We start from the raw sequence: 21,812 nt of genomic DNA, 5'->3' as shown, positions 1-21,812 counted from the left end.
AAAATTATTTGTATCTAAAAAAATAACCTTGCCAACACATTCTAGGAATTGCAAATTTTGGCATAGCTATTATTCCTCCGTTTTCGAGGATTTTTTGAGCAGTTTTATCAAAATTTTCTATAATTGAATTTAAATTCAGCTAAAATTTATTCAGAAAATCATTATTCAATCAAATATTAGAATAAATCTTTTGAGAATGATTATTTTTATACTTTAAAAGAAATAAGATGAAAATTGAATTAAATAGAGTAAATCAGGCTTCTCACTATGAAGCGACAGCACCAAGTTCTTCAGTAAAAGTAAATATTGATGGACCAGAATCTATTGGAGGAGAAGGAAAAGGAGTTCGCCCGATGGAGTTAGTTTTGATTGCTTTGGGAAGTTGTAGTGTTTTTGATTTGAATGAGATTTTGAAGAAACAACGCCAAGAAATTGAAGATATTAAAGTTGAAGTTGAAGGTCAACGTCGAGATGAAATTCCAAATATTTTCACGAATATTCACATCAAATTTTTCTTAAAAGGAAATATTGATTTAGATAAAGCAAATAAAGCTGCTGAATTAGCGGTTAAGAAGTATTGTAGTGTACATGATATGCTTGCAAATGGCGGGATTGATATCACCTACGAGATAAATGTGAATTAAATTGATAACAAAAAAAAGGTCTTTCGTTCGAAAGACCTTTTTTCAATACATACATTTTCAATTAAGCTTCAACAGCAGTTAAAGCATCTTGAAAGATACTAACTTGAGCTAGTACTTTATTTTTTAATTCTTCATTTACAATTTCGTTATTTTGGAAATTATCGTTGAAAGATGGGAAAGTCGTGCTTGCTACAATTTCTCCGCTTGCAAACATTCCAAAATATTTTGTTGCAACTTCCATTACATTTCCTCCACCATAAGCACCTGGAGATGTACTTAATAATAACACTTTTTTATCTTTCAAATATGGCATTTCGATACGCGAAACCCAATCCAAAATGTTTTTTAATGCAACAGAAAAATTTCCATTGTGTTCTGCCAAAGAAATTACAACACCTTCTGCATTTTTGATTTTATTGTAAAAATTCTGTGCTTCTTGTGGAAATCCATTTTCTAATTGACGGTCAATAGAATAGATAGGCATCTCGAAATCATTGATGTCAACTAAATCGATTTCTGCATTTTCGATTTGATTTAAAGTATAATTTAATAATTCTTTATTAATTGATTTTTTGCTGTTACTACCAGCGAAAGCTAAAATTTTCATATTCTTACTTGAGTATTTTCATTTTTGATGAAGCAAAGTTATTGCAAGCAACCATAAATTTTATTGACCTATGTTAGGAAAAGATAAAAACTTATATTTTTTTTCTAAATTCATCAATTTTAAGAATCAATTCTCTGTTTAACTCTTCATTAGTGATTTTACCTTCTGCAAAATTTTCGTTGAATTTAGGCAAAGAGAAATCGACTAAAATGTCACCTCCTAATTTTGTAATTAATTTAGAACCTATTTCTAAAGAGTTTTTTGCTCCATAACCACCAGGAGATGTACTCATAACGAAGACCTTTTTTCCTTCCAGAAATTTATAATTAATTCTTGAGCACCAATCCATATAGCTTTTAAAAACTGCTGTAATGCAAGCATTATGTTCTGCTAATGAAATAAGCAAAATATCAGAATCAACAAGTTTTTGATAAAATCGTTTTACTTCATCAGAAAAACCTTGCTCTTTTTCTATATCAATATCAAAAGTAGGGATATCAAAGTCATCTAAATCTAAAATCTCAATTTGATCTTTGTTTAATAAAGAAGAAGCATAAGTTACGAGTTGTTTATTGATAGAAGTAGAGCTGTTACTTCCGGCAAAAGCTTTAATAATCATAGTTTTTATCTTAAGTTATTGTTTTTTTGTGTGTAATAATTGCGCATATTCCGTTGGTCGAATTCCTGATACTTTCTGAAAAATATTACTGAAAGATGACAACGAATTATAACCAACTAACATTGCGATTTCGTACATATTGTATTTATTTTCAGCAATCAATTCCAATGATTTTGTGATACGTAATGCGCGTAAAAATCGAACATAATTAATTCCCATATTATCTTTGAATTTTCGAGATAATGTTCGCGTGCTCAAACCAAATTGTTGCGCAACTTCATCTATTGTATAGTTTTTCTCGATATTTTTCATCAGAAATCGAGCAATATCAATCAGTTTCTGATCTTTTGGAAATGGATGCTGAATAAAAGCAGGCAATTTGTTCGATTCCATTTCGGGCAAAATAGATCGTATGGCTTTTACAAAATCATATTTTGCAGGATCTTTTTCCGAAATTGATCCACTCCAATTTTTGGTGTACAAAATCATTTCCCTTAACAACTCATTCGTGTAATAAATATTTGTAATCGAATAAAAATCGTTTTCTTCTTTTTCGGTCTTGAAATAAAAGTTATACAAATCGCCTGTTTTACTATTCGTTAAGATAGAATGTGGCGTATTTGCAGGAATCCACATAAAACAACGCGCAGGCAAATACCAATGTTTGTCGTTTACAAAAACATGTACAATTCCGCCTTCTGCATATAATAATTGTGCTTTTTTGTGTTCATGTACGCGCGTTCCTATCGTATCTAAATGTGCATGTTGTATGTAAAAATGGACTTTAGATTTGTCAACTTCGTTAAAAAAAAACTGATCAAACAACATTGTTTTATACTTTTATAAAGTGAAATATTTTGCTTTTGCAAATTACTTTATTTTGGCGTAAATGAGCAAATTATTTTCTTTTTTTATCAAGAGGGTAAAGGTGTTTTGAATGTAACTTTGCATCACTAAAAATCAATAACAGACTTATAAATAATACAAAATGATATTTAAATTCGTTAAATATCAGTTGCTTACATTGTTGTTAATGCTGAGTGGGTTGAGTTATGCTCAAAATGAAATAGACTATAACCAACTGAAATTAAGCAAAGCAATTGAAATTGGACTTCAAAATAATAAAAAATTACAAATTAGCGCTTTAAAAACTAATATTGCTGAATTAAAAGAGAAAGATCTTAAAAATGAGAAATTGCCAGATGTAGACTTTCATACTGGTTTTCATGTTTTGAGTAATTTACGCCAATATGAAGACGGTTTTTTAAAACCTTCTACAAAATATGCTGTTCCTCGAGTGAAATACGATTTTACACTTTCGGCAGAAATCCCAATTTATTTAGGTGGTAAATTAAAAAATGATGAGAAAAAATCTGAAATAGAAACTAATATTTCGAAACTGCAAGTTCGAAAAGATGAGCGAGAATTGAGAATGCAAATTATCACAGCTTATTTACAAGCGTTGCATTTACAAGAGCAACAAAAGTTGATTTCGGATAAAATGAGAGAAGATTCGGTTGTGATAAAACAAACAGAATCCTTGAAAAAAAATGGGTTGGTAACGTATAATGAAGTTTTGAGAACAGAATTGCAATTGTCAAATCATAAAATGTCTTTTACAGAATTGGCGAATGAAATTTCGATTATCGAACATCAAATCAAAACAATTTTGGCTTTACCAGAAAATCAAGAAATGCATATTGATACTTATGATTTGTTTACAAATGAAGAGCATTTGGGGTTAGTTGATGAAATGATTTTGGAAGCAATGGATCAAAGTGAAAGTTTGAAAATTGCGAAAGATGATTTGAATTTGAAAGAAATTGATAAGAAAATTACCAAATCCAATACATTACCAAAAATAACTGCTGGTGCGGAATATGGATATAATTATCCAAACTTTATGTTTTTTCCTCCAGAAGAATATTTGTACAGATTTGGTTCTGTTGGTGTAAATGTTTCGATTCCATTGAGTAATTTTTTCAAGAATAAACAAAAAATGCAAATCGCAGATCGTAACATTTCAATTGCAAAATTAGAAATAGAAGAGAAAGAAGAACAAATTCGACATGATGTTTTTGCAGCGAATAAACGATTAGAAGAATCGATCGATAAAATAAAAATTGCGGAAGAAGCAATTGGTCAATCCAAAGAAAATTATCGAATTGTTAGAACAAAATATGTCAACAAATTGAGTTTGATTACAGAACTTATCGATGCGGATAACGCTTATTTAGAGGCTCAATCGAATTTGATTTCATTACAAATCAACAAACAATTAAAATACTATCAATTACAATACATTTTAGGAAACTTATAAAAATGGGAAAACAACAGACAAAAGGAGAAAAACGAATGAATAGAACGCTTTCGGCGATTGCTTGGATTTTTATTATCATAGGAATCACTGCAGTGGCTTGGTTTTATTTCTTTTCGAGTTCACATGTCAATACAAATGATGCGCAAGTGCGACAATATATTACACCAGTTTCGAGTAAAGTTTCTGGTTTTATCAAAAAAGTAAATTTCGAAGAAAATCAATTTGTACACAGAGGTGATACGCTTGTTGTGATTGACAATAGAGAATTTCAGAATCAGATTGATATTGCTGAAGCAAATTTAGAATCGACTTCGCAATCTGTTTTAACGTACGAAAAAGCGGTAGATACAAAATCGAGTGATGTTAATATTGTTAATGCAAATATAGAAGCTGCTAAAATAGAAGTTTGGAGAACGGAAAAAGATTATAATCGTTTCAAAAATTTAGTGCAAGAAGATGCTGCAACCGTGCAACAATTTGAAGAAGTTGAAGCAAAATATAAACAAGCAAAAGCAAGTTTGAGTGCTTTGGAACAACAACGTAATGCAGTGAATGTTAGTGCGTCTGCTGAACAAACAAAAGTTGCGCCTGCAAAAACTCAAATTTTACAACGAAAAGCCCAATTGAATGATGCCAAACTTATTCTCTCATATACTTATGTTGTGGCGCCTTACGATGGTTGGGTTGGAACAAAAAATATACAAGAAGGTCAGTTAATAAAAGAAGGACAAGCTTTGGTGCAAGTGGTTTCGAAAGAGAAATGGATTGTTGCAAATTTTAAAGAAACGCAAATTGGAGAAATCGATTTGGATCAACCAGTTATTATAAAAGCTGATGCCTACAAATACATTGAGTTTGAAGGAAAAATTGAATCACTTTCGCCAGCTTCTGGGTCTGAGTTTGCTTTGATTAAACCTGATAATGCTACAGGAAACTTCGTGAAAATTGAACAACGTTTTCCTGTAAAAATAATTCTGAAAGAGTCTAAAAACAACGAAAAATTACGTACCGGAATGAATGTAAATGTTTCCGCAGAAAAAGTAAATTAAATAAATGTCACAACAAAATTCAATATTCAATAAATGGGTTCCGCAAAAATTGGTTGTGCCAATTTTTATCCTTGCGCTATTTCCTCACTTGATGATTTTGACGATATTCAACATGAATAGTACGTTTACAGCATCATTTTTGGATTTGGAGGTCGACGATTTGCAGTTCCTTTTTTCGATGGCGTATGCCACTATTGTTTGTGGCTTATTTATTCACGTTCGATTTTTTCACTTTTTCAATATCAGAAGTTATCTGCTAACAATGACCATGCTTAACATTTTGGTGTTGTTTGGAATGACATTGACAACAAATACAGAATTGATTTTGATTCTGCGTTTTATTCAAGGACCTTTATCGTTTTTCGAAGGTTGTATTTTGTTGCCAATTATTATGTCGAATATTAAAAGTGAACATTCAAAATTGATTGCTTATTCGTTTTTGTATGGCGTAATGTTAACGGGAGATAAATTCACGACTTCTATTGTGAAGTTTGCGATTGAGAATTATAACCACAATATGATGGTGTATACGATTATGAGTTTTCATGTTGTTGCATTAATCATTTATGTATTTTTCTTTAATCACAACAGAATGTTTCCTAAAAAACCATTGTATCAATTAAATTTAGGCGGAATTTTCTTGATGATTATTTCCTTAATTTCTGGTGCATTTTTCTTGATTTACGGAAAAAAATATTATTGGTTCGAATCGCCAATTATTATCATAGCGTTTGCATCAACACTCGTTTTTAGTGGTTTATTTCTATTGCATCAAAAAACAGCCAAACGACCTTTGTTTCATTTTGAGATTTTCAAATCAGAACGTGTCATTTTAGGAATATTAATGTTTTTTGTTTTCTATACTTTGCGTGCTGGGATGAGTAATATTTACCAAGTTATGTCGACAGTTTGGAAATGGCAATGGGAATATGTGTTGCAGATTCAATATTTTAATGTGGCTGGTTCTATCATTGGTGTTGTGTTTTCATTTTTTATGGTTAAGAATAGAGTCGATTTTAGAAAAATATTTTTTCTTGGATTTGTACTTTTAGCCATGAGCATGTTGTGGTTTAGTTATTTGTTTTATCCAGATACAAAAGTCGAGGCAATAGCGCCAACATTGATGTTAGAAGGAATTGCGCAAGGTGTTATTTTTACGCCATTAGTGTTGTATATTACAGGTTCTGTACATCCTTCTATTACTGGTAGCGCGGCACAAGCAGGTACGGCGATTCGTTTTTGGACTACAACAATTGGTTTTTCGTTAATGCAAAATGCAATTTTATATTTGACGACTAAACATCAATTTTTGATGACCAAAAATTTAGACAAAACGAGTCCGATTTTCCAACAACAATGGAATAATTTATTCAATAAAAATATTGCGAATCATCTTCCAAACGAAGCAGAAAGTATTACTGCCGCAGCTTTAAAAGCAAAATTGTATAACCAAGCTTTGTTGGTTAGTAATATTGAGATTTTCCGAACATTGTTTGTTGTAGGAATTATTGCTGCAATTTTTGTCATTCTTTATCAACCGATAAAAAATAGACTTTTACATCGTTAAAATAATTTTTATATATTACTTTTTATTTAATTGACGTATTTGATTTAATAGAATCAAGTACGTTTTTTTTATGACAAATTTTTAAAAATGAATGTTTTATCTAAATTATCCCGTAAAAAGGAGATATTATAAAGTTTTTTAAATTTAAAAATGGCGTAAATGAACAAATTATATTCTCAAATAATCAACTTGTTTTTCTGAGACAGCACTTACTTTTGCCATCAAAATAAATCAAACGAAAAATAATTAATGTTATAGAAAATATTAATTTTATTTCATTGATTTTAAATTTGTTATAGTTTTATAAAAATGAATCATCGTATTTTAACGATTTATTATTCAGAATCACATTTTAGCCTTTTGACCTTTCTCAGGCAGCTTCCCTTTTTTACTTTTTAGGTAAGATAATCACGAAATCAATAAAATATTTTTAATTAGACAAACTTTCGAATGAATGTTTTGAACTTGATTGTAAAATTGAATAAATAACTCAATGCACAATCAACATCCCATTTTCAAGAAATGGATACCAGAAAAATTGGTGCTTCCAATTCTCATTGCCGCGTTGATTCCGCATGTGATGATTCTCTCACTTTTCAATATGAATAGTACGTTTACAGCTTCATTTCTAGATGTTGATGTAGACGATTTACAATTCATTTTTTCTTTGGCTTACGCAACAATTGTATGTGGGCTTTTTATTAACGAACGGCTTTTTCAGTTTTTTAATATTCGCTCCTATTTATTGTTTATGACGATTATCAATATTGTATTAATGTTACTGATTTCATTGACAACAAATACGCAATTGATTTATTTGCTTCGTGTGATACAAGGAACAACATCTTATCTCGAAGGTTGTATTATTGTTCCGCTAATTATGTCGCGTATAAAAGGCGAATATGGACGATTATTAGGAAATACGTTTTTGTATGGATTTATGATGACGGCTGATAAATACACAACCTCTATTGTAAAATTTGCCATCGAAAATTATAATTTCAATATGGTAATTTATACTGTCATCTTTTTTCATGTTTTATCATTATTGATTTATGTTTTTCTCTTTAGTCATGGTAGATTGTATCCCAAAAAACCATTGTATCAGTTAAATTTGGCGGGTTATTTTTTGATGATGATGTCATTAATAGCAGGAGCTTTTTTATTGATTTATGGTAAAAGATATTATTGGTTCGAATCGCTTTATATCGTTATTGCGTTTGCTGCAATGTTTATTTTTTCAGGCTTATTTATTTTGCAACAATTAACGTCTAAAAAACCGATTTTTCATTTCGAGATTCTTCGTTCCGAAAGAGTTATTGTAGGTATGTTTTTGTTTTTTACATTTTATATTTTCAAATCGAGCATGAGTAACATTTATCAAGTGATGAATGTTGTTTGGAAATGGAATTGGGAGTTTGTTTTGCAAATACAATATTATAATTGTGCCGGAATTTACATAGGAGCATTGTTTGCTTATTACATCATCACACAATTTCAAACGCAATATAAGTATGTGTTTTTTGGAGGTTTTTTTTGTTTAACGTTTGCTATGTTGTGGTTTAGTTACATTTTGGTTCCAGATACTCGTCCGAATGCAGTTATTCCGCCATTATTGATGGAAGGAATGGGACAAGGAATGTTGTTTGCGCCAATTTTGCAATATATGGTATGTTCTATACACGCTAATTTTTCTATGAATACTATGCAAGCAGCAGTCGCAATGCGTTATTGGTCGTCGACAATTAGTTTTTCGATTATGCAAAATGCAATTCTTTTCTTGACGACTAAACATCAATTTTTGATGACGAAAAATCTAGATATTACCAATACAATTTTTCAAGAACAATGGAATAACTTATTCAATAAACACAATACAACTCATTTAGTAAATGAATCGATCAGTTTGACAGTGACCAATCTAAAATCTCAATTGTATAACCAAGCTTTGTTGATTGCAGATATTCAAATTTTTAGAACATTATTTTATTTTGGAATTGTAATGATGGTTTTTATTATGATTTATAATCCAATCAAAGGAATTTTACATCTTAGGAAAAAGAGAAAAGAGAGTCATTGATTCTCTTTTTTTCTGGTATTGATTTCTGCATTTATTTTTGCTAAACCTGTTATAAGAGGAATAAAAGTTACAGAACATGATAATAAAATAACGAATGTTACATTGATATCATATTTGTTTGTCATTTTCAGAATTAATAGAATGACTGCTATAAGTAATAATGGGATTTGAATGCTAATATTTAGTTTGTTAACTTTTTTTCTTTTTTCATTTAATTTTTCTAATGATAATTCGCTCAAAGGTTTTTCTTTGTTCATCTTAATTGTTTTATTAAAGATAGTAAAATCAAATTAAAAAATAGATTCAAATAAGAAAGCTAACCAATTGGCTAGCTTTTTTCATTATTTATCTTTAATGATTGGTCTGATTAAACCTTCTTGTGCAACGCTACAAATTAGTTCACCAGAACGATTGAATAAATTTCCTCGTGTAAAACCTCTTGTGTCATTTGCACTTGGAGATTCAACATTAACTAATATCCAATCATGTAAATTTGGTTCTCTGTGAAACCAAATGGAATGATCTAAACTTGCCATTTGCGTATTTCCAAAATGAGCTTTAGAAGCATGTGGTTTTATCGCTGTTGATAACAAATTGTAATCAGAGCTATACGCAATTAATTGCTGAATAATTGGTAAAGGTAAATCCTCTGGAACATCATTAAAAGTTAACCAAACATTACTAAAATTAGGATAATTTTTTTTCTCAAAAGGATTCACAAATTCAACAGGTTTAAAATCTAACGGACGCTCTGCTAAGACAAATCGCATAATTGATTTTGGTAAAACTGAACCAAATTGTTCTGCTACATCATTCCAGCTCATTAATTCTTCAGGAGGCGTTACAACAGGCATTTTTTCTTGATGCTCGTAACCTTCTTGCTTCAACTGAAAGGAACAAGCCATTACAAAAATAGGCACACTGTCTTGTTTTGCTGTGACAACACGTGTACTAAAACTTCCTCCATCACGAAGATTTGCTACTTCAAAATAGATAGGTTTTTCTAAATGTCCAGGTAAAATAAAGTAGGAGTGAAGGGAATGGCAAAAACGATCTGAAGGAACAGTTTGATACGCAGCATGCAAAGCTTGGCTTACAACTTGTCCTCCAAAAACATTTGGACTTCCCATAAAAGAACTTTTCCCTTCGAATAAATTTTCTTCTAATTTTTTGAGAGAAATTAATTCGATGAGTTCTTGAGTAGTTTTCATTATTAAATTTAAAATTTCAAATTATTTAATTTCTGCACATTTTGTTCTAATGCACATTTATATTCATTTTTCATTCGATAGACTAATTCTTCGGTTGAAATAATATCATGAATTCCAGAAACTCCGTGTCCAGCAGACCAAATGTCTTTCCATGCTTTATGTCCATCGCCTCCAATTAATTTCGAAAAATCTTCTTCTTTTTTTTCGTCTAAATCAATTCCAGAATGTATAATACTTGGTTTCAAGAAATTTGCATTTACACCAGAAATTCCATCTGTATAAATCACATCTTCGAAAGTAGAATCGACTAACATTGTTTTATAATCTTGATTCGCAGAGGCTTCTTTTGTCGCGATAAAACGAGTTCCGATGTATGCAAAATCAGCACCCATATTTTCAGCTGCTAAGATATCGTTTCCGTTGTTCATCGCACCTGCTAAAATTAAACAACCATCGTAAAAAGTGCGAATATCATCAATCAAAGCAAAAGGATTAGCCGTACCAGCATGTCCACCAGCACCAGAAGCTACAGCAATAATTCCATCTACACCAGCTTCAGCAGCTTTTTCCGCATGACGTTTTTTGATCACATCATGAAAAACCAAACCTCCATAACTATGAACTGCATCTACAACTTGTTTTACAGCACCAAGCGACGTAATAATAAGCGGTACTCTATATTTTGCACATAAAGCTAAATCACCTTCGAGACGAGGGTTTGTTTTGTTAACGATTAAATTCACTCCAAATGGAGCTGCTTTTTTACCTGTTTCATCTTCAAATTGTTTTAATTGAGAAGTGATATCAATTAACATTTGTTCGAAATCTTCGGCTGTTCTTCCATTCAAAGAAGGGAAAGTTCCACATACACCATTTTTACATGCTTCTACAACTAATTCAGTTCGAGAAACAAGAAACATAGGTGAAGTGATTAAAGGTAAATCTAAACTATTTTTAAATTCTTGTAGGGTCATACTAAAATTTTTTTGATGTGGTATAGGATGCAATATAGTTATAAAATACTTTTGTAAAAATTAATATTCCTTTATAATTTCTAAATGTAGAAGCAAAACCTTTGCTGTATCTTTGTAATCGTAAATAAAGAATAAATTGAAATTAAAAGAACATATAAGGCGTAATATCAAATTAGCATTTCCTGTAATGATTACTCAAATGGGACAAATTTCTGTCAACATTATTGATAACATTATGGTTGGTGGTTTAGGTGGAAAATATGATAATATAGAAGATGAGGTTTTGGGTAAAACAGCTCTAGCAGCAGCTTCTTTAGGAAATTCATTGTTTTTTGCAGTGTTAGTATTTGCTTTCGGATTTAGTTTTGCGTTGTCACCATTGATTGCGGCAGAAGATTCGAAAGGCGATAAAAAAATGGCTGCAAATTATTTTTCGCACAGTTTGGTCTTGAATATTACTTTATCAATCGGTTTATTTTTATTGATTACATTCCTAAAACCTCTGATGTTCTACATGGGACAACCCGCTGATGTAGTGGAAAAATGTATTCCATATCTAACGATTATGACATTTTCGATGATTCCATTGATGATTTTCCAAACGTTTCGTCAATTATCAGAAGGGTTATCTTTAACTATTCCTGTTACAATTGCAACTGTTTTGAGTAACGTGATTAATATTACGTTAAACTATGGTTGGATTTATGGGAATTGGGGATTCCCACGTTTAGAAGTCGCTGGTGCAGCCTGGGGAACATTCGTTGCGCGTTCGGTGATGATGATTTTCTTAATTATTGTATTGTTTAATTTTAAGAAAACGAAATCAGTTTTGCAAGAAGTTCAATTTAAGGCAAGTAATTTCCAGAAAGTAATTTTTAGAAAAATTGCTGGAATTGGAATTCCAACCGCATTAACTTCTTTCTTCGAAATGAGTGCGTTCTCTCTGGCAGCCTTTGTTTGTGGTTATACATTTACAAATTCTATCGCAGATCAAGAATTAGCAAAAGTAAATTTAGCAGCGCATCAAATTGCGATAAATTTAGCTTCCACAACTTTTATGATGTGTACAGGAATTGGAGTTGCAGCAACGGTTCGTATCGGAAATCAATTAGGTTTAAAAGATTACAAAACCTTAAGAGAAGCAGGTTGGTCTTGTATTTTAATGGTATTATCATTTATGATTTTGTGCGGAATTTTATTCATTATTTTCCGTTATCAATTGCCAACAATTTATTTAGATAATCCAGATGTTATCAATTTAGCTGCATCATTATTAATCATTGCCTCGCTTTTCCAAATGTCAGATGGCGTACAATTGGTATTATTAGGTGCATTGAGAGGAATGACCGATGTCAAAATTCCTTCAATTCTAACATTTATATCATATTGGTTAATCGCAATTCCTATTGGTGTAGTCTTGGCAATTGTATTTGAAATGCGAGCATTTGGAATGTGGATTGGTTTAGGAACTGGATTAACAGCTTCGGCAGTGTTTTTGATGATTCGTTACAATCGTCAAACGAAGAAAATGATTAGGGAAAATCCTAATGCAGAAATAATTTTAGAAGATAAATTAAAAAACATATAAAATGGAATTACCAAAATTTTTATTGGCTGATAACTCTACAATGCCAGACAAGATCTTTATTTTACATACAGATTATCCTCGTTTTTTATTAGACGTAGAAACTGACGATATCGAGTGGTTTGAAGATATTTCTGAAGAAGAAGATAACGAAGAATTTAATACTGAAATTGCTAATTTAATCGAAGACGCTTTAGATTTTTATGATCAAGAAATGTCTTTGTTAGATGATGAAGAATAAGTCTTAAATTAATAAAATTTCCATGTTTTTATTGGTGTAAGATTTACACTAAAATAATTTTATATGCTTGCATTATAATTTTTTTATTAGTATTTTGCAACTAAGAAAATTATTCAAAACCATGGAAATAAAAAGATTATTTGATTTTCCGCAAAATCAATTAGAAAATAATCCTCGAGAAGATGCATTGGTGTCTAAGGTGAACGGAACTTGGGTGAAAACATCTACGCAAGAATACGTTGCCAAAGCAAATGCATTTAGTCGAGGATTATTACAATTAGGAATCAAGCCACAAGATAAAATTGCAATAGTCACTTCAACTAATCGTACCGAATGGAACATCTGTGATATCGGTATTCAGCAAGTTGGAGCGATTTCCGTTCCATTATATCCAACACTTTCCGAAGACGATTTTGATTATATCTTAAACAATGCTGAATGTAAATTTATCATTGTTTCTGATAAAGGTTTATATGATACAGTTGTAGCTGTAAAAGATAAAGTGTCAACATTGGTTGGTATTTATAGTTTTGATGAAATTGCTGGAGTTCCAAATTATAAAGAAATTTTAGATTTGGGTGAAGATAATTCAACGCAACATGAAGTGGATAGTATCAAAGAGATGATAAAACCATCTGATATGGCGACTTTGATTTATACTTCTGGAACAACAGGTCGTCCGAAAGGTGTTGTATTAACGCACGAAAATATCGTTTCTGATGTTTTAATGTCCGTTGATCGCATTCCAGATTTTCCAAATCATGCGATTGCATTGAGTTTTCTTCCGATTAATCACGTTTTCGAACGTATGTTGATTTATTTGTATCAACATTTGAGTATTGGAATTTGGTATGCAGAAAGCATCGATAAATTAGGAGATAATATGAAAGAGGTCAAACCACATGTAATGACGGTTGTACCACGATTAGTAGAAAAAGTTTACGATAAAATTTACAATACAGGTGCTTCTGCAGGAGGTCTTAAAACGAAAATTTTTATGTGGGCTTTAAGCCTTGTTGAAGATTACGATCCTTATAATCCAAAAGGTGGATTATTTGGGTTGAAACATTCTATCGCGAAAAGTTTGGTTTTCAGTAAATGGAAAGAAGGAGTTGGTGGTAATTTAGTATGTATGGTTTCGGGATCTGCGCCTTTAGCAGCACGTTTGAATCATATTTTCTGGGGTGCTGGAATTCCTATTTTAGAAGGTTATGGTTTGACAGAAACTTCTCCCGTAATTTCGGTGAATTGTATGAAGAAAGACGGTTTTGGAATCGGAACTGTTGGTGCTCCATTAAAAGGAATCGAGGTTAAAATTGCAGAAGACGGAGAGATTTTAGTCAAAGGTCCTAACGTTACACAAGGTTATTACAAAGATCCTGAAAAAACTGCTGAAGCATTCACGCCAGATGGTTATTTCAAAACGGGTGATATTGGAGTTCTTGAAAGAGGTTTACTTAAAATTACTGATCGTAAAAAAGAGATGTTCAAAACTTCTGGAGGAAAATATATTGCACCTCAAATTATTGAAAATAAGTTTAAACAATCTCGTTTTATCGAGCAAGTAATGGTTGTTGGAGAAGGAGAGAAGATGCCTTGTGCGATTATTCAACCTAATTTTCAAGTGTTGAAAGATTATTTACGTATCAAAGGAATTGCTGAACCTGCAACGAAGGCAGATTTAATTAAAGAGCCTGCAATTTTAGATATTATAGGTCGTGAAATTGAAAAAATGAATAAAGGTTTAGGACATTGGGAACAAATCAAAAAGTTTGAATTAACTCCTGATGAATGGACAATTGATGATGGATTATTAACGCCAACATTAAAATTGAAACGTAAAAATGTCTTGGCTAAATATCAAGATTTATACAATAAATTATACGATAAGAAATAATAAAAAATCCCTTCAAAAATTTTTGAAGGGATTTTTTAATTTTATAATAATTAAGTTTTAATCTCGTCGTCCGCCCATTGCCATCATTACAAAATAAAGTAATTGCGCTAATGAACCAATCGCCGCTACTACATAAGTTCTTGCAGCCCATTTTAATGAATCTTTTGCGCCTTCATATTCGTTTGGCATTACCATATTGTTTCCTTTTAACCAAGCTAACGCACGGTTGGAAGCGTCATATTCTACAGGTAAAGTAACAAATGCGAAAACTGTTGTTACCGCAAATAAGAAAATACCAATCCACAATAAAGTTGCATTTTTAGATGAAGCCATTACGATTAATCCTAACATCAAAATCCATTGATTTAAGCGAGATGCAACGTTTACCATTGGAACCATTTTCGAGCGTAATTGCAACATATTATATCCAACCGCATGTTGTACTGCGTGACCACACTCGTGCGCTGCAACTGCCGCCGCCGCTGCATTTCGTTCGTGGTAAACAACTTCCGATAAGTTTACCGTTTTATCAGCAGGATTGTAATGATCCGTCAATTGTCCAGGAGTAGATATAACACGAACATCGTGAATGTTATTATCAGAAAGCATTTTTTCGGCAATCTCTTTTCCTGACATTCCGTTTGCTAAATGTACTTTCGAATAATACTTAAATTTACTTTGCAGTCGGTTACTAACAAACCAACTAATCAACATAAACAGTCCAATAATAATGTAATAACCTGTCATCTATTTCTATTTTATTTTTTAATCAATTTTAATATTCATTCAAAATTCAAAAAGTATTCCAATAAGTGAATAGAGACAAAAATAGCAGAAAAGTTGGTTTTTTGGCAGAGTTCTGTATTAAATCATATAAAAAATGAACAAAAGCTGACATTTTGCTCAAAAAATTTTGAATTGAAATTACAAAACTCATTACCTTTGTAAGCTATGAGTATTCGCATAATAGAAGTACAATCAAAACACGATTTGGAAGCATTTATTAAGTTTCCGATGAATTTGTATAAGGATAATCAATATTACGTTCCACCCTTTATTAATGAGGAGAAGGAAACATTAGATGTTTCTAAAAATCCCGTTTTTAAAGATGCTGAAGCGCGTTATTTTCTTGCCGAAAAAGAAGGTAAGATTGTGGGACGTGTTGCGGCAATTATCAATTGGCAAGAAGTCAATAATCAACAAAAACGTAAAATGCGTTTCGGTTGGTTTGATATGATTGATGATATCGACGTCACAAAAGCACTTTTGGCAAAAGTTGCGGAAATTGGTAAAGAAAATCAATTAGAATATATAGAAGGACCAGTTGGTTTTTCGAATTTGGAAAAGGCAGGTTTGCTAACTTTCGGATTTGATAAATTGGCTACAATGGTTGGTTTATATAATTTTCCGTACTATGCGCAACACTTAGAATCGTTAGGTTTTGAAACGGCGAATGAGTGGGTGGAATATGAATTGCCTGCACCAACAGAATTACCAGAAAAAGTTATCAAATTCAATAAAATTATTCGAGAACGTTACAAATTACGAGAATTGAAGTTTACAAAAACTTCAGAGATTATTCCGTATGTTGACGAGATGTTCGATTTGTTAGATAAAACTTACAGCGAATTGGATACTTATGTACCAATTGCGGATTATCAAATTGAATATTACAAAAAGAAATATATTCCGTTTATTAATCCAGATTTTGTAAACTGTATTGTTGATGAAGAAGGAAAAATGGTTTCGTTTGCTATTACAATGCCTTCGTATTCTAAAGCGATGCAAAAAGCAAAAGGTAAAATTTTTCCTTTCGGTTGGTGGCATATGTTACAAGCAAGTAAAAAGAATGATTCAGCTCAATTTTATTTGATTGGAATTGATCCAAAATTTCAAGGAAAGGGAGTTACAGCATTGATTTTTAATGCAATGTTTGATACGTTTAGAAACAACGGGATCAAATTTTTGGAAACAAACCCTGAATTAGCGGACAATGAAAGTATTCAAGTTTTATGGAAAGCTTATGATCCTGTAAATCACAAACGTCGCAAAACTTTCAAGAAATCAATTTAATATAAATAATAATGTTGTATATTTTGGATTAAAATTCGTCAATTCGAGTGATTTTTAGAAAGTTTATTTTTAAAAATTGTATCGAGAATTAAGATGAATTTTATCTTCAAAAATCTTATTCTCGATACAAAATTCTAAACGAATTTCACTCGAATTGATGGTTTTATTTATTTTGATAATCAAAATTTATAACATAGAAATTATAAATGTATAACATAATAAATATGTTTGATATTCATCAATTAGAGAAAGAATATTCAATTTTCAGACAAGAAGGTTTTAATTCGAAATGGTTAAATTTTGAAGCTTTAAATTACTATTTTTCATTAAAATCAACTCAAAAAGAACAAATTGGAACATCTTTTTTAGGAAATGAGATTTATAAATTAAGTTTCGGAACTGGAGAAAAACGTTTATTAATTTGGTCTCAAATGCACGGAAACGAATCTTCTGGAACGCGTGCAATGTTTGATGTGATTAATTTTTTTGAACAAAAATCTGAATTAGCTCAAACCATTTTATCTCAATTGACGATTGATTTTATTCCGATGTTAAATCCTGATGGCGCGAATTTCAACACACGCAGAAATGCGGTTGGAATTGATATTAACCGTGATTTTTTAGCAAAAGAATCAACAGAAATTCACGTTTTGTTAGATCAAGTAGAAAAAGGAAATTATCAAACCTTATTCAATTTGCATGATCAACGTACCATTTTCAATGTTGGACAAACAGCGAAACCTGCAACGCTTTCTTTTTTGGCGCCTTCTTACAATGTTGAAGAAGATATAAATGAAGTTCGCGAAAAAACAATGGGAATTATTCAAGCAATGAATACTGAATTACAAAAAGTGATTTCTGGTCATGTAGGTCGTTATACATCAGAGTTTTATCCGATGTCAACCGGAGATAATTTTACAAAAATGGGTTATCCTTGCGTATTATTTGAAGCGGGACATTTTCCAAATGATTATCAACGAAATGCAACAAGAAAATACAATGCATTGGCTATTTTAGCAGGACTGAATGCTTTAGCTACACAAGAAAATTTTCCGTTTGATGAGTATTTATCGATTCCTCAAAATGGGCAAAAATATTTGGATATTGTGATTCATAATGTTCAAATTCAAAATGGAGAAAATTCTTCTGTTGTTGATTTGGGTATTTATTTTGAAGATGAATACAACGAAGAAAATAATTCGGTAGAGCAAATCGCGAAAATTATTGAAATTGGTGATTTACGAAAATTTATTGGTCATCTTGAAATTGATGCTGAAAAACAAGTTTATAAAGGAACAACTAAAAATTATCCTTTATTGAATCAATTAGCGACTTTTGAAATAGGCTCAATTAAAGTTGAAAATGGACAAATCATTTCATAATTATTTATACATTTAATCTATAAACTAAAAATACAATGAAAAAAATATTGGCAATTGCACTCGTTACAATGTTGGGATTTTCTACGCAATCGTTTGCTCAAAATAAAGTGTTGAATCGTACGATTACAGCTGAAAATGGGAAGAAAATGTTGACGGGAGAATTCACTAGAAAAGCGTTGGAAGAAGATGATTTTAAGGATTGGTACCATCAAGAATATGACACATACGAAGTTGAAAAAAGTAAATTGAAAGGTTTAAAAGATTTACGCAATTATCGTTTGGAAGTTTTTGTAGGAACTTGGTGTCCAGATTCTCGTCGTGAATTGCCGCGTCTGTACAAAATTTTAGATGATATTAAATTTCCTCAAAATCGTTTGAAAGTGATTGGTGTAAATCGTCAAAAGAAAAGTTTCAACGGAGAAGAAATTAATAAAAATGTGACGCACGTTCCGACAATTATCGTATATAATAATAAAAAAGAAGAAGTTGGTAGAATTGTAGAATCTCCAGTTTCTAGCTATTTAGAAGAAGATTTGGCACAGATTGTGAATGGTACGCCACTGACTCCAAATTATGCAAATGAATAATTTAAAGAAAATAATTCTTGTCGTTGTAGCCTTTATTTTTGGTGTGATGATAACATATTTCATCATGGATAAATTCAAATCTGAAAGCTATAGCGAACAATCTCATGTGATTGCGTATCAAATCGAACGAATGAATAAAATGATTGTTGCTGAACAAACATATTCAGATTTATACAATCACACGTCAAAAAAATCATTACCAGGTTTAACACATATTTTTTCTGCGGATAAAAAGGTGACACTTTTGGTGAAAGCCAAAGCGCAAGCAACGTATGATTTGAAAAAAATGGATATTGAATTGGATTCGGTGAATAAAAAAATTATCATCAAATCTATTCCTCCAGTTGAAATCCAAGTGTATCCAGATGTTAGTTTTTATGACATGGATCAAAGTGTTTTCAATAAATTTACTAAAGATGATTTGAACGGAATTAAGAAACGTGCAGTAGAGCATGTAGAAAAAACGGTTGATCAAACCAAACTAAAACAAGAAGCACATCAACAATTAATTCAAAATCTTGGCGATTTGTATTTCCTTGCAAAAACCTATGGTTGGAAGATAGAAGATAAAACGAGTTATGCCAACGAATTGAATAAATTATACAATTAATAAATAATTAAAAACCTGTTCCGATAGAATAGGTTTTTTTTCGCTGAATAAAGAAATGAAGTGTTTCTTTTTTTAGAATTAAAATTGAAAATAGTATTTTCGCTTAATATTAAAAATAAAAATGAATTGGCGTAGATTTTTACTTCCATTTTCTGGTTTATATTGGATTGGAACTTCGGTTCGAAATCTGTTTTACAATATAGGAATGATGCGTTCTTCATCCTTCAAAATTCCAATTGTTAATGTTGGAAACCTGTCCGTTGGTGGAACGGGAAAGTCACCTCATATTATGTATTTAATTGATTTGTTGAAAGACGAAAAATTAATTGCAACATTGAGTAGAGGATATGGACGAAAAACAAAAGGTTTTTTGATTGCAAATTATTCATCCAAAGTTTATGATATTGGAGATGAACCAATGCAGTTTTTTCAACGTTTCAAGAACAGAATTTTGATTGCGGTTTGCGAAGACAGAGCTTTTGGTGCGCAAAAATTAATTGATCATTACAATGCAGAAGCAATTTTGTTAGATGATGCCTATCAACATCGTGGGATAAAAGCTGGTTTCAATATTTTGTTGACTGATTACAATAATCCATATTACAAAGATTTTTTATTGCCAGCAGGTGATTTGAGAGAGAGTAGAAGTGGAGTTCGTCGTGCAGATATTGTTATTGTAACGAAATGTCCAGACAGAATATCGGAAGAAAAGCACAAAGAAATTTCGAAAAAGATTAAGTTAAGATCTCATCAGCAATTATTTTTCTCGAAAATTGTTTATGATAACAAATTGATTGGGAAATTGGATAATGTTGAGAAATCGACTTGGAAAAATCTGAATGTTATTTTAGTTACAGGAATTGCAAAAACAGATGGTTTGGTAAAATTTGCGGAAGAAAACTTTGCAAATGTCTTGCATTTAGAATATCCAGATCATCATAATTTTAGTCAATCAGAAATTGAGTATATTTACAAACGATACGAAGATACGGAAGGTAGAAAACGTTTTGATAAAATTATCATGACAACAGAGAAAGATTATATGCGTTTGATGGAAGAATCCATGATAAAAGACGATTTATACTACATTCCGATTAGTATCGATATTAACGATAAAGAAAAATTTAATCAAACTATTTTAGAGTATGTTGGACAGAATTAATGAGGCTGTAAAGTACATCAATAATTTATTGCCAGATCAACCAGAATTTGTAATTGTGTTAGGGTCTGGATTAGGAAAATTAGAAGACGAAGTAGAAAATAAAGTTGTTATTAGCTACAAAGATATACCAAACTTTCCTCAAGTAACAGTAGAAGGGCACAAAGGTCATTTAGTATACGGAACTATTTTAGGAAAAAAAGTTTTGATGATGGCTGGTCGTTTTCATTATTACGAAGGATATTCGATGGAAGAAGTAACGTTCCCAATGCGTGTTTTCAATGGATTAGGAATTAAGAAAGTTGTTTTATCGAATGCTTCTGGAGGTGTTAACCCAAGTTTTAGTGTTGGAGATATTTGTTTGGTAAAAGATCATATCAATATGATGCCAGAACATCCTTTACGTGGAAAAAATATCGACGAATTAGGACCTCGTTTTGTGGATATGTCAAAAGCATATGACAGAGAAATGTTGAACGAAGCAGCAGAATTTGCAAAAGCGAATGATATTTTTGTTCATCAAGGAGTTTATGTAGGATTACAAGGACCAACTTTTGAAACGCCATCAGAATACGGATTGGTACGTTTTATTGGTGGAGATTGTGTTGGGATGAGTACAGTTCCTGAAGTTATTGTTGCTCGTCACATGGATATGCGCGTTTTCTGTTTATCTATTATTACTGATTTAGGAGGACCAGAAATTTCATTTGATGTTTCGCACGAAGATGTATTAAATGCAGCAAACACAGCAATGCCAAATGTAATTCGCGTGGTAAAAAGTGTAATCGAAAATTGTTAATTTTTGATTTGTAACGTCCTGAAAAAATGATACAGGATTAGACCAATAAAATTTTATTTTAAACAGTACATATATTCGTATTTGTACTGTTTTTCTTTTTGTACGATTTTGGTATTAATTCTTGTTGCTGGTGCATTTGCATCGGTGTTAAATAATAGTTTGACAAATGCGGTCTTAACTCATTATAGACCTTTACGGTTTGTTTGACTAAAATCTTTCTTGTATTCAAATCTACAATAGATTTATCAATATCATACTCTTGTTTTAAAATACCATTAATTCTTTCGGCTATGGCATTCTCATAAGGATCTGATTCTTGTGTCATACTACAACGTATTTTATGCTTTTTCAATAGCTTTTGATAATCATCGGAACAATATTGTAAACCTCTGTCTGAGTGATGAATAA

General features: G+C 31.2%; 22 protein-coding genes. 14 read left to right on the top strand and 8 right to left on the bottom strand.

The window, feature by feature from the left end:
* Positions 1-227 precede the first annotated feature (227 nt).
* Complete coding sequence (locus B3J26_RS05580; protein WP_038336062.1) at positions 228-644, top strand: OsmC family protein; 417 nt, start codon at positions 228-230, stop codon at positions 642-644.
* Positions 645-705: 61 nt separating this feature from the next.
* On the opposite strand, the gene B3J26_RS05575 is transcribed toward B3J26_RS05580, so the two are convergent.
* The 3 genes from B3J26_RS05575 to B3J26_RS05565 all read right to left on the bottom strand — a co-directional run bounded on the left by B3J26_RS05575 (position 706) and on the right by B3J26_RS05565 (position 2,698).
* Positions 706-1,251, bottom strand: coding sequence for an NADPH-dependent FMN reductase (locus B3J26_RS05575; protein ID WP_291073665.1), 546 nt, complete (start codon positions 1,249-1,251; stop codon positions 706-708).
* A 91-nt stretch (positions 1,252-1,342) separates the two neighbouring features.
* The gene (locus tag B3J26_RS05570; protein WP_115001105.1) at positions 1,343-1,870 is read right to left on the bottom strand and encodes an NADPH-dependent FMN reductase; all 528 of its coding nucleotides are present in this window, start codon (positions 1,868-1,870) and stop codon (positions 1,343-1,345) included.
* A 15-nt stretch (positions 1,871-1,885) separates the two neighbouring features.
* Positions 1,886-2,698, bottom strand: coding sequence for an AraC family transcriptional regulator (locus B3J26_RS05565; protein ID WP_038336064.1), 813 nt, complete (start codon positions 2,696-2,698; stop codon positions 1,886-1,888).
* A gap of 160 nt (positions 2,699-2,858) precedes the next feature.
* On the opposite strand from B3J26_RS05565, the gene B3J26_RS05560 reads away from it, so the two are divergent.
* From B3J26_RS05560 to B3J26_RS05545, 4 genes are all read left to right on the top strand, one after another.
* On the top strand, positions 2,859-4,190 hold the full coding sequence (locus B3J26_RS05560; protein ID WP_260509606.1) for a TolC family protein: 1,332 nt from the start codon (positions 2,859-2,861) through the stop codon (positions 4,188-4,190).
* Positions 4,191-4,192: 2 nt separating this feature from the next.
* Entirely contained in the window at positions 4,193-5,239 is a 1,047-nt protein-coding gene (locus tag B3J26_RS05555) for an HlyD family secretion protein (protein WP_291061945.1), read from the top strand.
* Positions 5,240-5,243: 4 nt separating this feature from the next.
* Positions 5,244-6,806 (top strand): hypothetical protein, encoded by a 1,563-nt coding sequence (locus B3J26_RS05550; RefSeq protein WP_291073663.1) that lies wholly within the window; start codon positions 5,244-5,246, stop codon positions 6,804-6,806.
* 493 nt (positions 6,807-7,299) lie between these two features.
* Entirely contained in the window at positions 7,300-8,886 is a 1,587-nt protein-coding gene (locus B3J26_RS05545) for a hypothetical protein (RefSeq protein WP_291073661.1), read from the top strand.
* Here B3J26_RS05545 and B3J26_RS05540 read toward each other — a convergent pair.
* The 3 genes from B3J26_RS05540 to B3J26_RS05530 form a co-directional block, all read right to left on the bottom strand.
* Positions 8,880-9,143 carry a hypothetical protein gene (locus B3J26_RS05540; RefSeq protein WP_291073660.1) on the bottom strand — a complete coding sequence of 88 codons (264 nt, stop codon included), beginning with the start codon at positions 9,141-9,143 and terminating at the stop codon, positions 8,880-8,882. The two genes, B3J26_RS05545 and B3J26_RS05540, sit on opposite strands and share 7 nt — an antisense overlap.
* 84 nt (positions 9,144-9,227) lie before the next feature.
* Complete coding sequence (locus tag B3J26_RS05535; RefSeq protein ID WP_291073659.1) at positions 9,228-10,097, bottom strand: acyl-CoA thioesterase; 870 nt, start codon at positions 10,095-10,097, stop codon at positions 9,228-9,230.
* An 8-nt stretch (positions 10,098-10,105) separates the two neighbouring features.
* Positions 10,106-11,071, bottom strand: coding sequence for an NAD(P)H-dependent flavin oxidoreductase (locus tag B3J26_RS05530; protein WP_280049291.1), 966 nt, complete (start codon positions 11,069-11,071; stop codon positions 10,106-10,108).
* Between the two features lie 136 nt (positions 11,072-11,207).
* Here B3J26_RS05530 and B3J26_RS05525 point away from each other — a divergent pair, with 136 nt between their 5' ends.
* The 3 genes from B3J26_RS05525 to B3J26_RS05515 all read left to right on the top strand — a co-directional run bounded on the left by B3J26_RS05525 (position 11,208) and on the right by B3J26_RS05515 (position 14,794).
* Positions 11,208-12,659 (top strand): MATE family efflux transporter, encoded by a 1,452-nt coding sequence (locus tag B3J26_RS05525; RefSeq protein ID WP_291073657.1) that lies wholly within the window; start codon positions 11,208-11,210, stop codon positions 12,657-12,659.
* Position 12,660: 1 nt separating this feature from the next.
* Positions 12,661-12,897 (top strand): hypothetical protein, encoded by a 237-nt coding sequence (locus B3J26_RS05520; protein WP_038336082.1) that lies wholly within the window; start codon positions 12,661-12,663, stop codon positions 12,895-12,897.
* Positions 12,898-13,018: 121 nt separating this feature from the next.
* Positions 13,019-14,794 (top strand): AMP-dependent synthetase/ligase, encoded by a 1,776-nt coding sequence (locus B3J26_RS05515; RefSeq protein WP_291073655.1) that lies wholly within the window; start codon positions 13,019-13,021, stop codon positions 14,792-14,794.
* 57 nt (positions 14,795-14,851) lie between these two features.
* Here the strand turns inward: B3J26_RS05515 and B3J26_RS05510 are convergent, their stop codons facing one another.
* On the bottom strand, positions 14,852-15,541 hold the full coding sequence (locus B3J26_RS05510; RefSeq protein ID WP_115001061.1) for a zinc metallopeptidase: 690 nt from the start codon (positions 15,539-15,541) through the stop codon (positions 14,852-14,854).
* A gap of 204 nt (positions 15,542-15,745) precedes the next feature.
* Between B3J26_RS05510 and B3J26_RS05505 the strand changes: the two genes are divergently transcribed.
* The 6 genes from B3J26_RS05505 to B3J26_RS05480 all read left to right on the top strand — a co-directional run bounded on the left by B3J26_RS05505 (position 15,746) and on the right by B3J26_RS05480 (position 21,404).
* Complete coding sequence (locus B3J26_RS05505) at positions 15,746-16,867, top strand: GNAT family N-acetyltransferase (protein WP_291073653.1); 1,122 nt, start codon at positions 15,746-15,748, stop codon at positions 16,865-16,867.
* A gap of 206 nt (positions 16,868-17,073) precedes the next feature.
* The gene (locus tag B3J26_RS05500) at positions 17,074-18,249 is read left to right on the top strand and encodes a M14 family zinc carboxypeptidase (protein ID WP_291073651.1); all 1,176 of its coding nucleotides are present in this window, start codon (positions 17,074-17,076) and stop codon (positions 18,247-18,249) included.
* Positions 18,250-18,284: 35 nt separating this feature from the next.
* On the top strand, positions 18,285-18,836 hold the full coding sequence (locus tag B3J26_RS05495) for a TlpA family protein disulfide reductase (RefSeq protein ID WP_291073649.1): 552 nt from the start codon (positions 18,285-18,287) through the stop codon (positions 18,834-18,836).
* On the top strand, positions 18,829-19,446 hold the full coding sequence (locus tag B3J26_RS05490) for a DUF4230 domain-containing protein (protein WP_291069564.1): 618 nt from the start codon (positions 18,829-18,831) through the stop codon (positions 19,444-19,446). The genes B3J26_RS05495 and B3J26_RS05490 overlap by 8 nt, the downstream gene beginning before the upstream one ends.
* A 121-nt stretch (positions 19,447-19,567) precedes the next feature.
* Positions 19,568-20,608: a tetraacyldisaccharide 4'-kinase gene (gene lpxK, locus B3J26_RS05485; protein ID WP_291073647.1), complete on the top strand. Its 1,041-nt coding sequence runs from the start codon at positions 19,568-19,570 to the stop codon at positions 20,606-20,608.
* Positions 20,592-21,404, top strand: coding sequence for a purine-nucleoside phosphorylase (locus tag B3J26_RS05480; protein ID WP_291063128.1), 813 nt, complete (start codon positions 20,592-20,594; stop codon positions 21,402-21,404). Before lpxK ends, B3J26_RS05480 begins: the two co-directional genes overlap by 17 nt.
* Before the next feature lie 58 nt (positions 21,405-21,462).
* Here B3J26_RS05480 and B3J26_RS05475 read toward each other — a convergent pair.
* Positions 21,463-21,812, bottom strand: a 350-nt coding sequence (locus B3J26_RS05475) for an integrase core domain-containing protein (protein WP_291073645.1), incomplete at its 5' end; no start/stop codon positions are given.

Source organism: Empedobacter sp. UBA5987 (genome assembly GCF_002429865.1).
Taxonomy (GTDB): domain Bacteria; phylum Bacteroidota; class Bacteroidia; order Flavobacteriales; family Weeksellaceae; genus Empedobacter; species Empedobacter falsenii_B.
The sequence above is the reverse complement of the archived record's forward strand: the minus strand, read 5'-3'. Positions and strand labels throughout refer to the sequence as shown.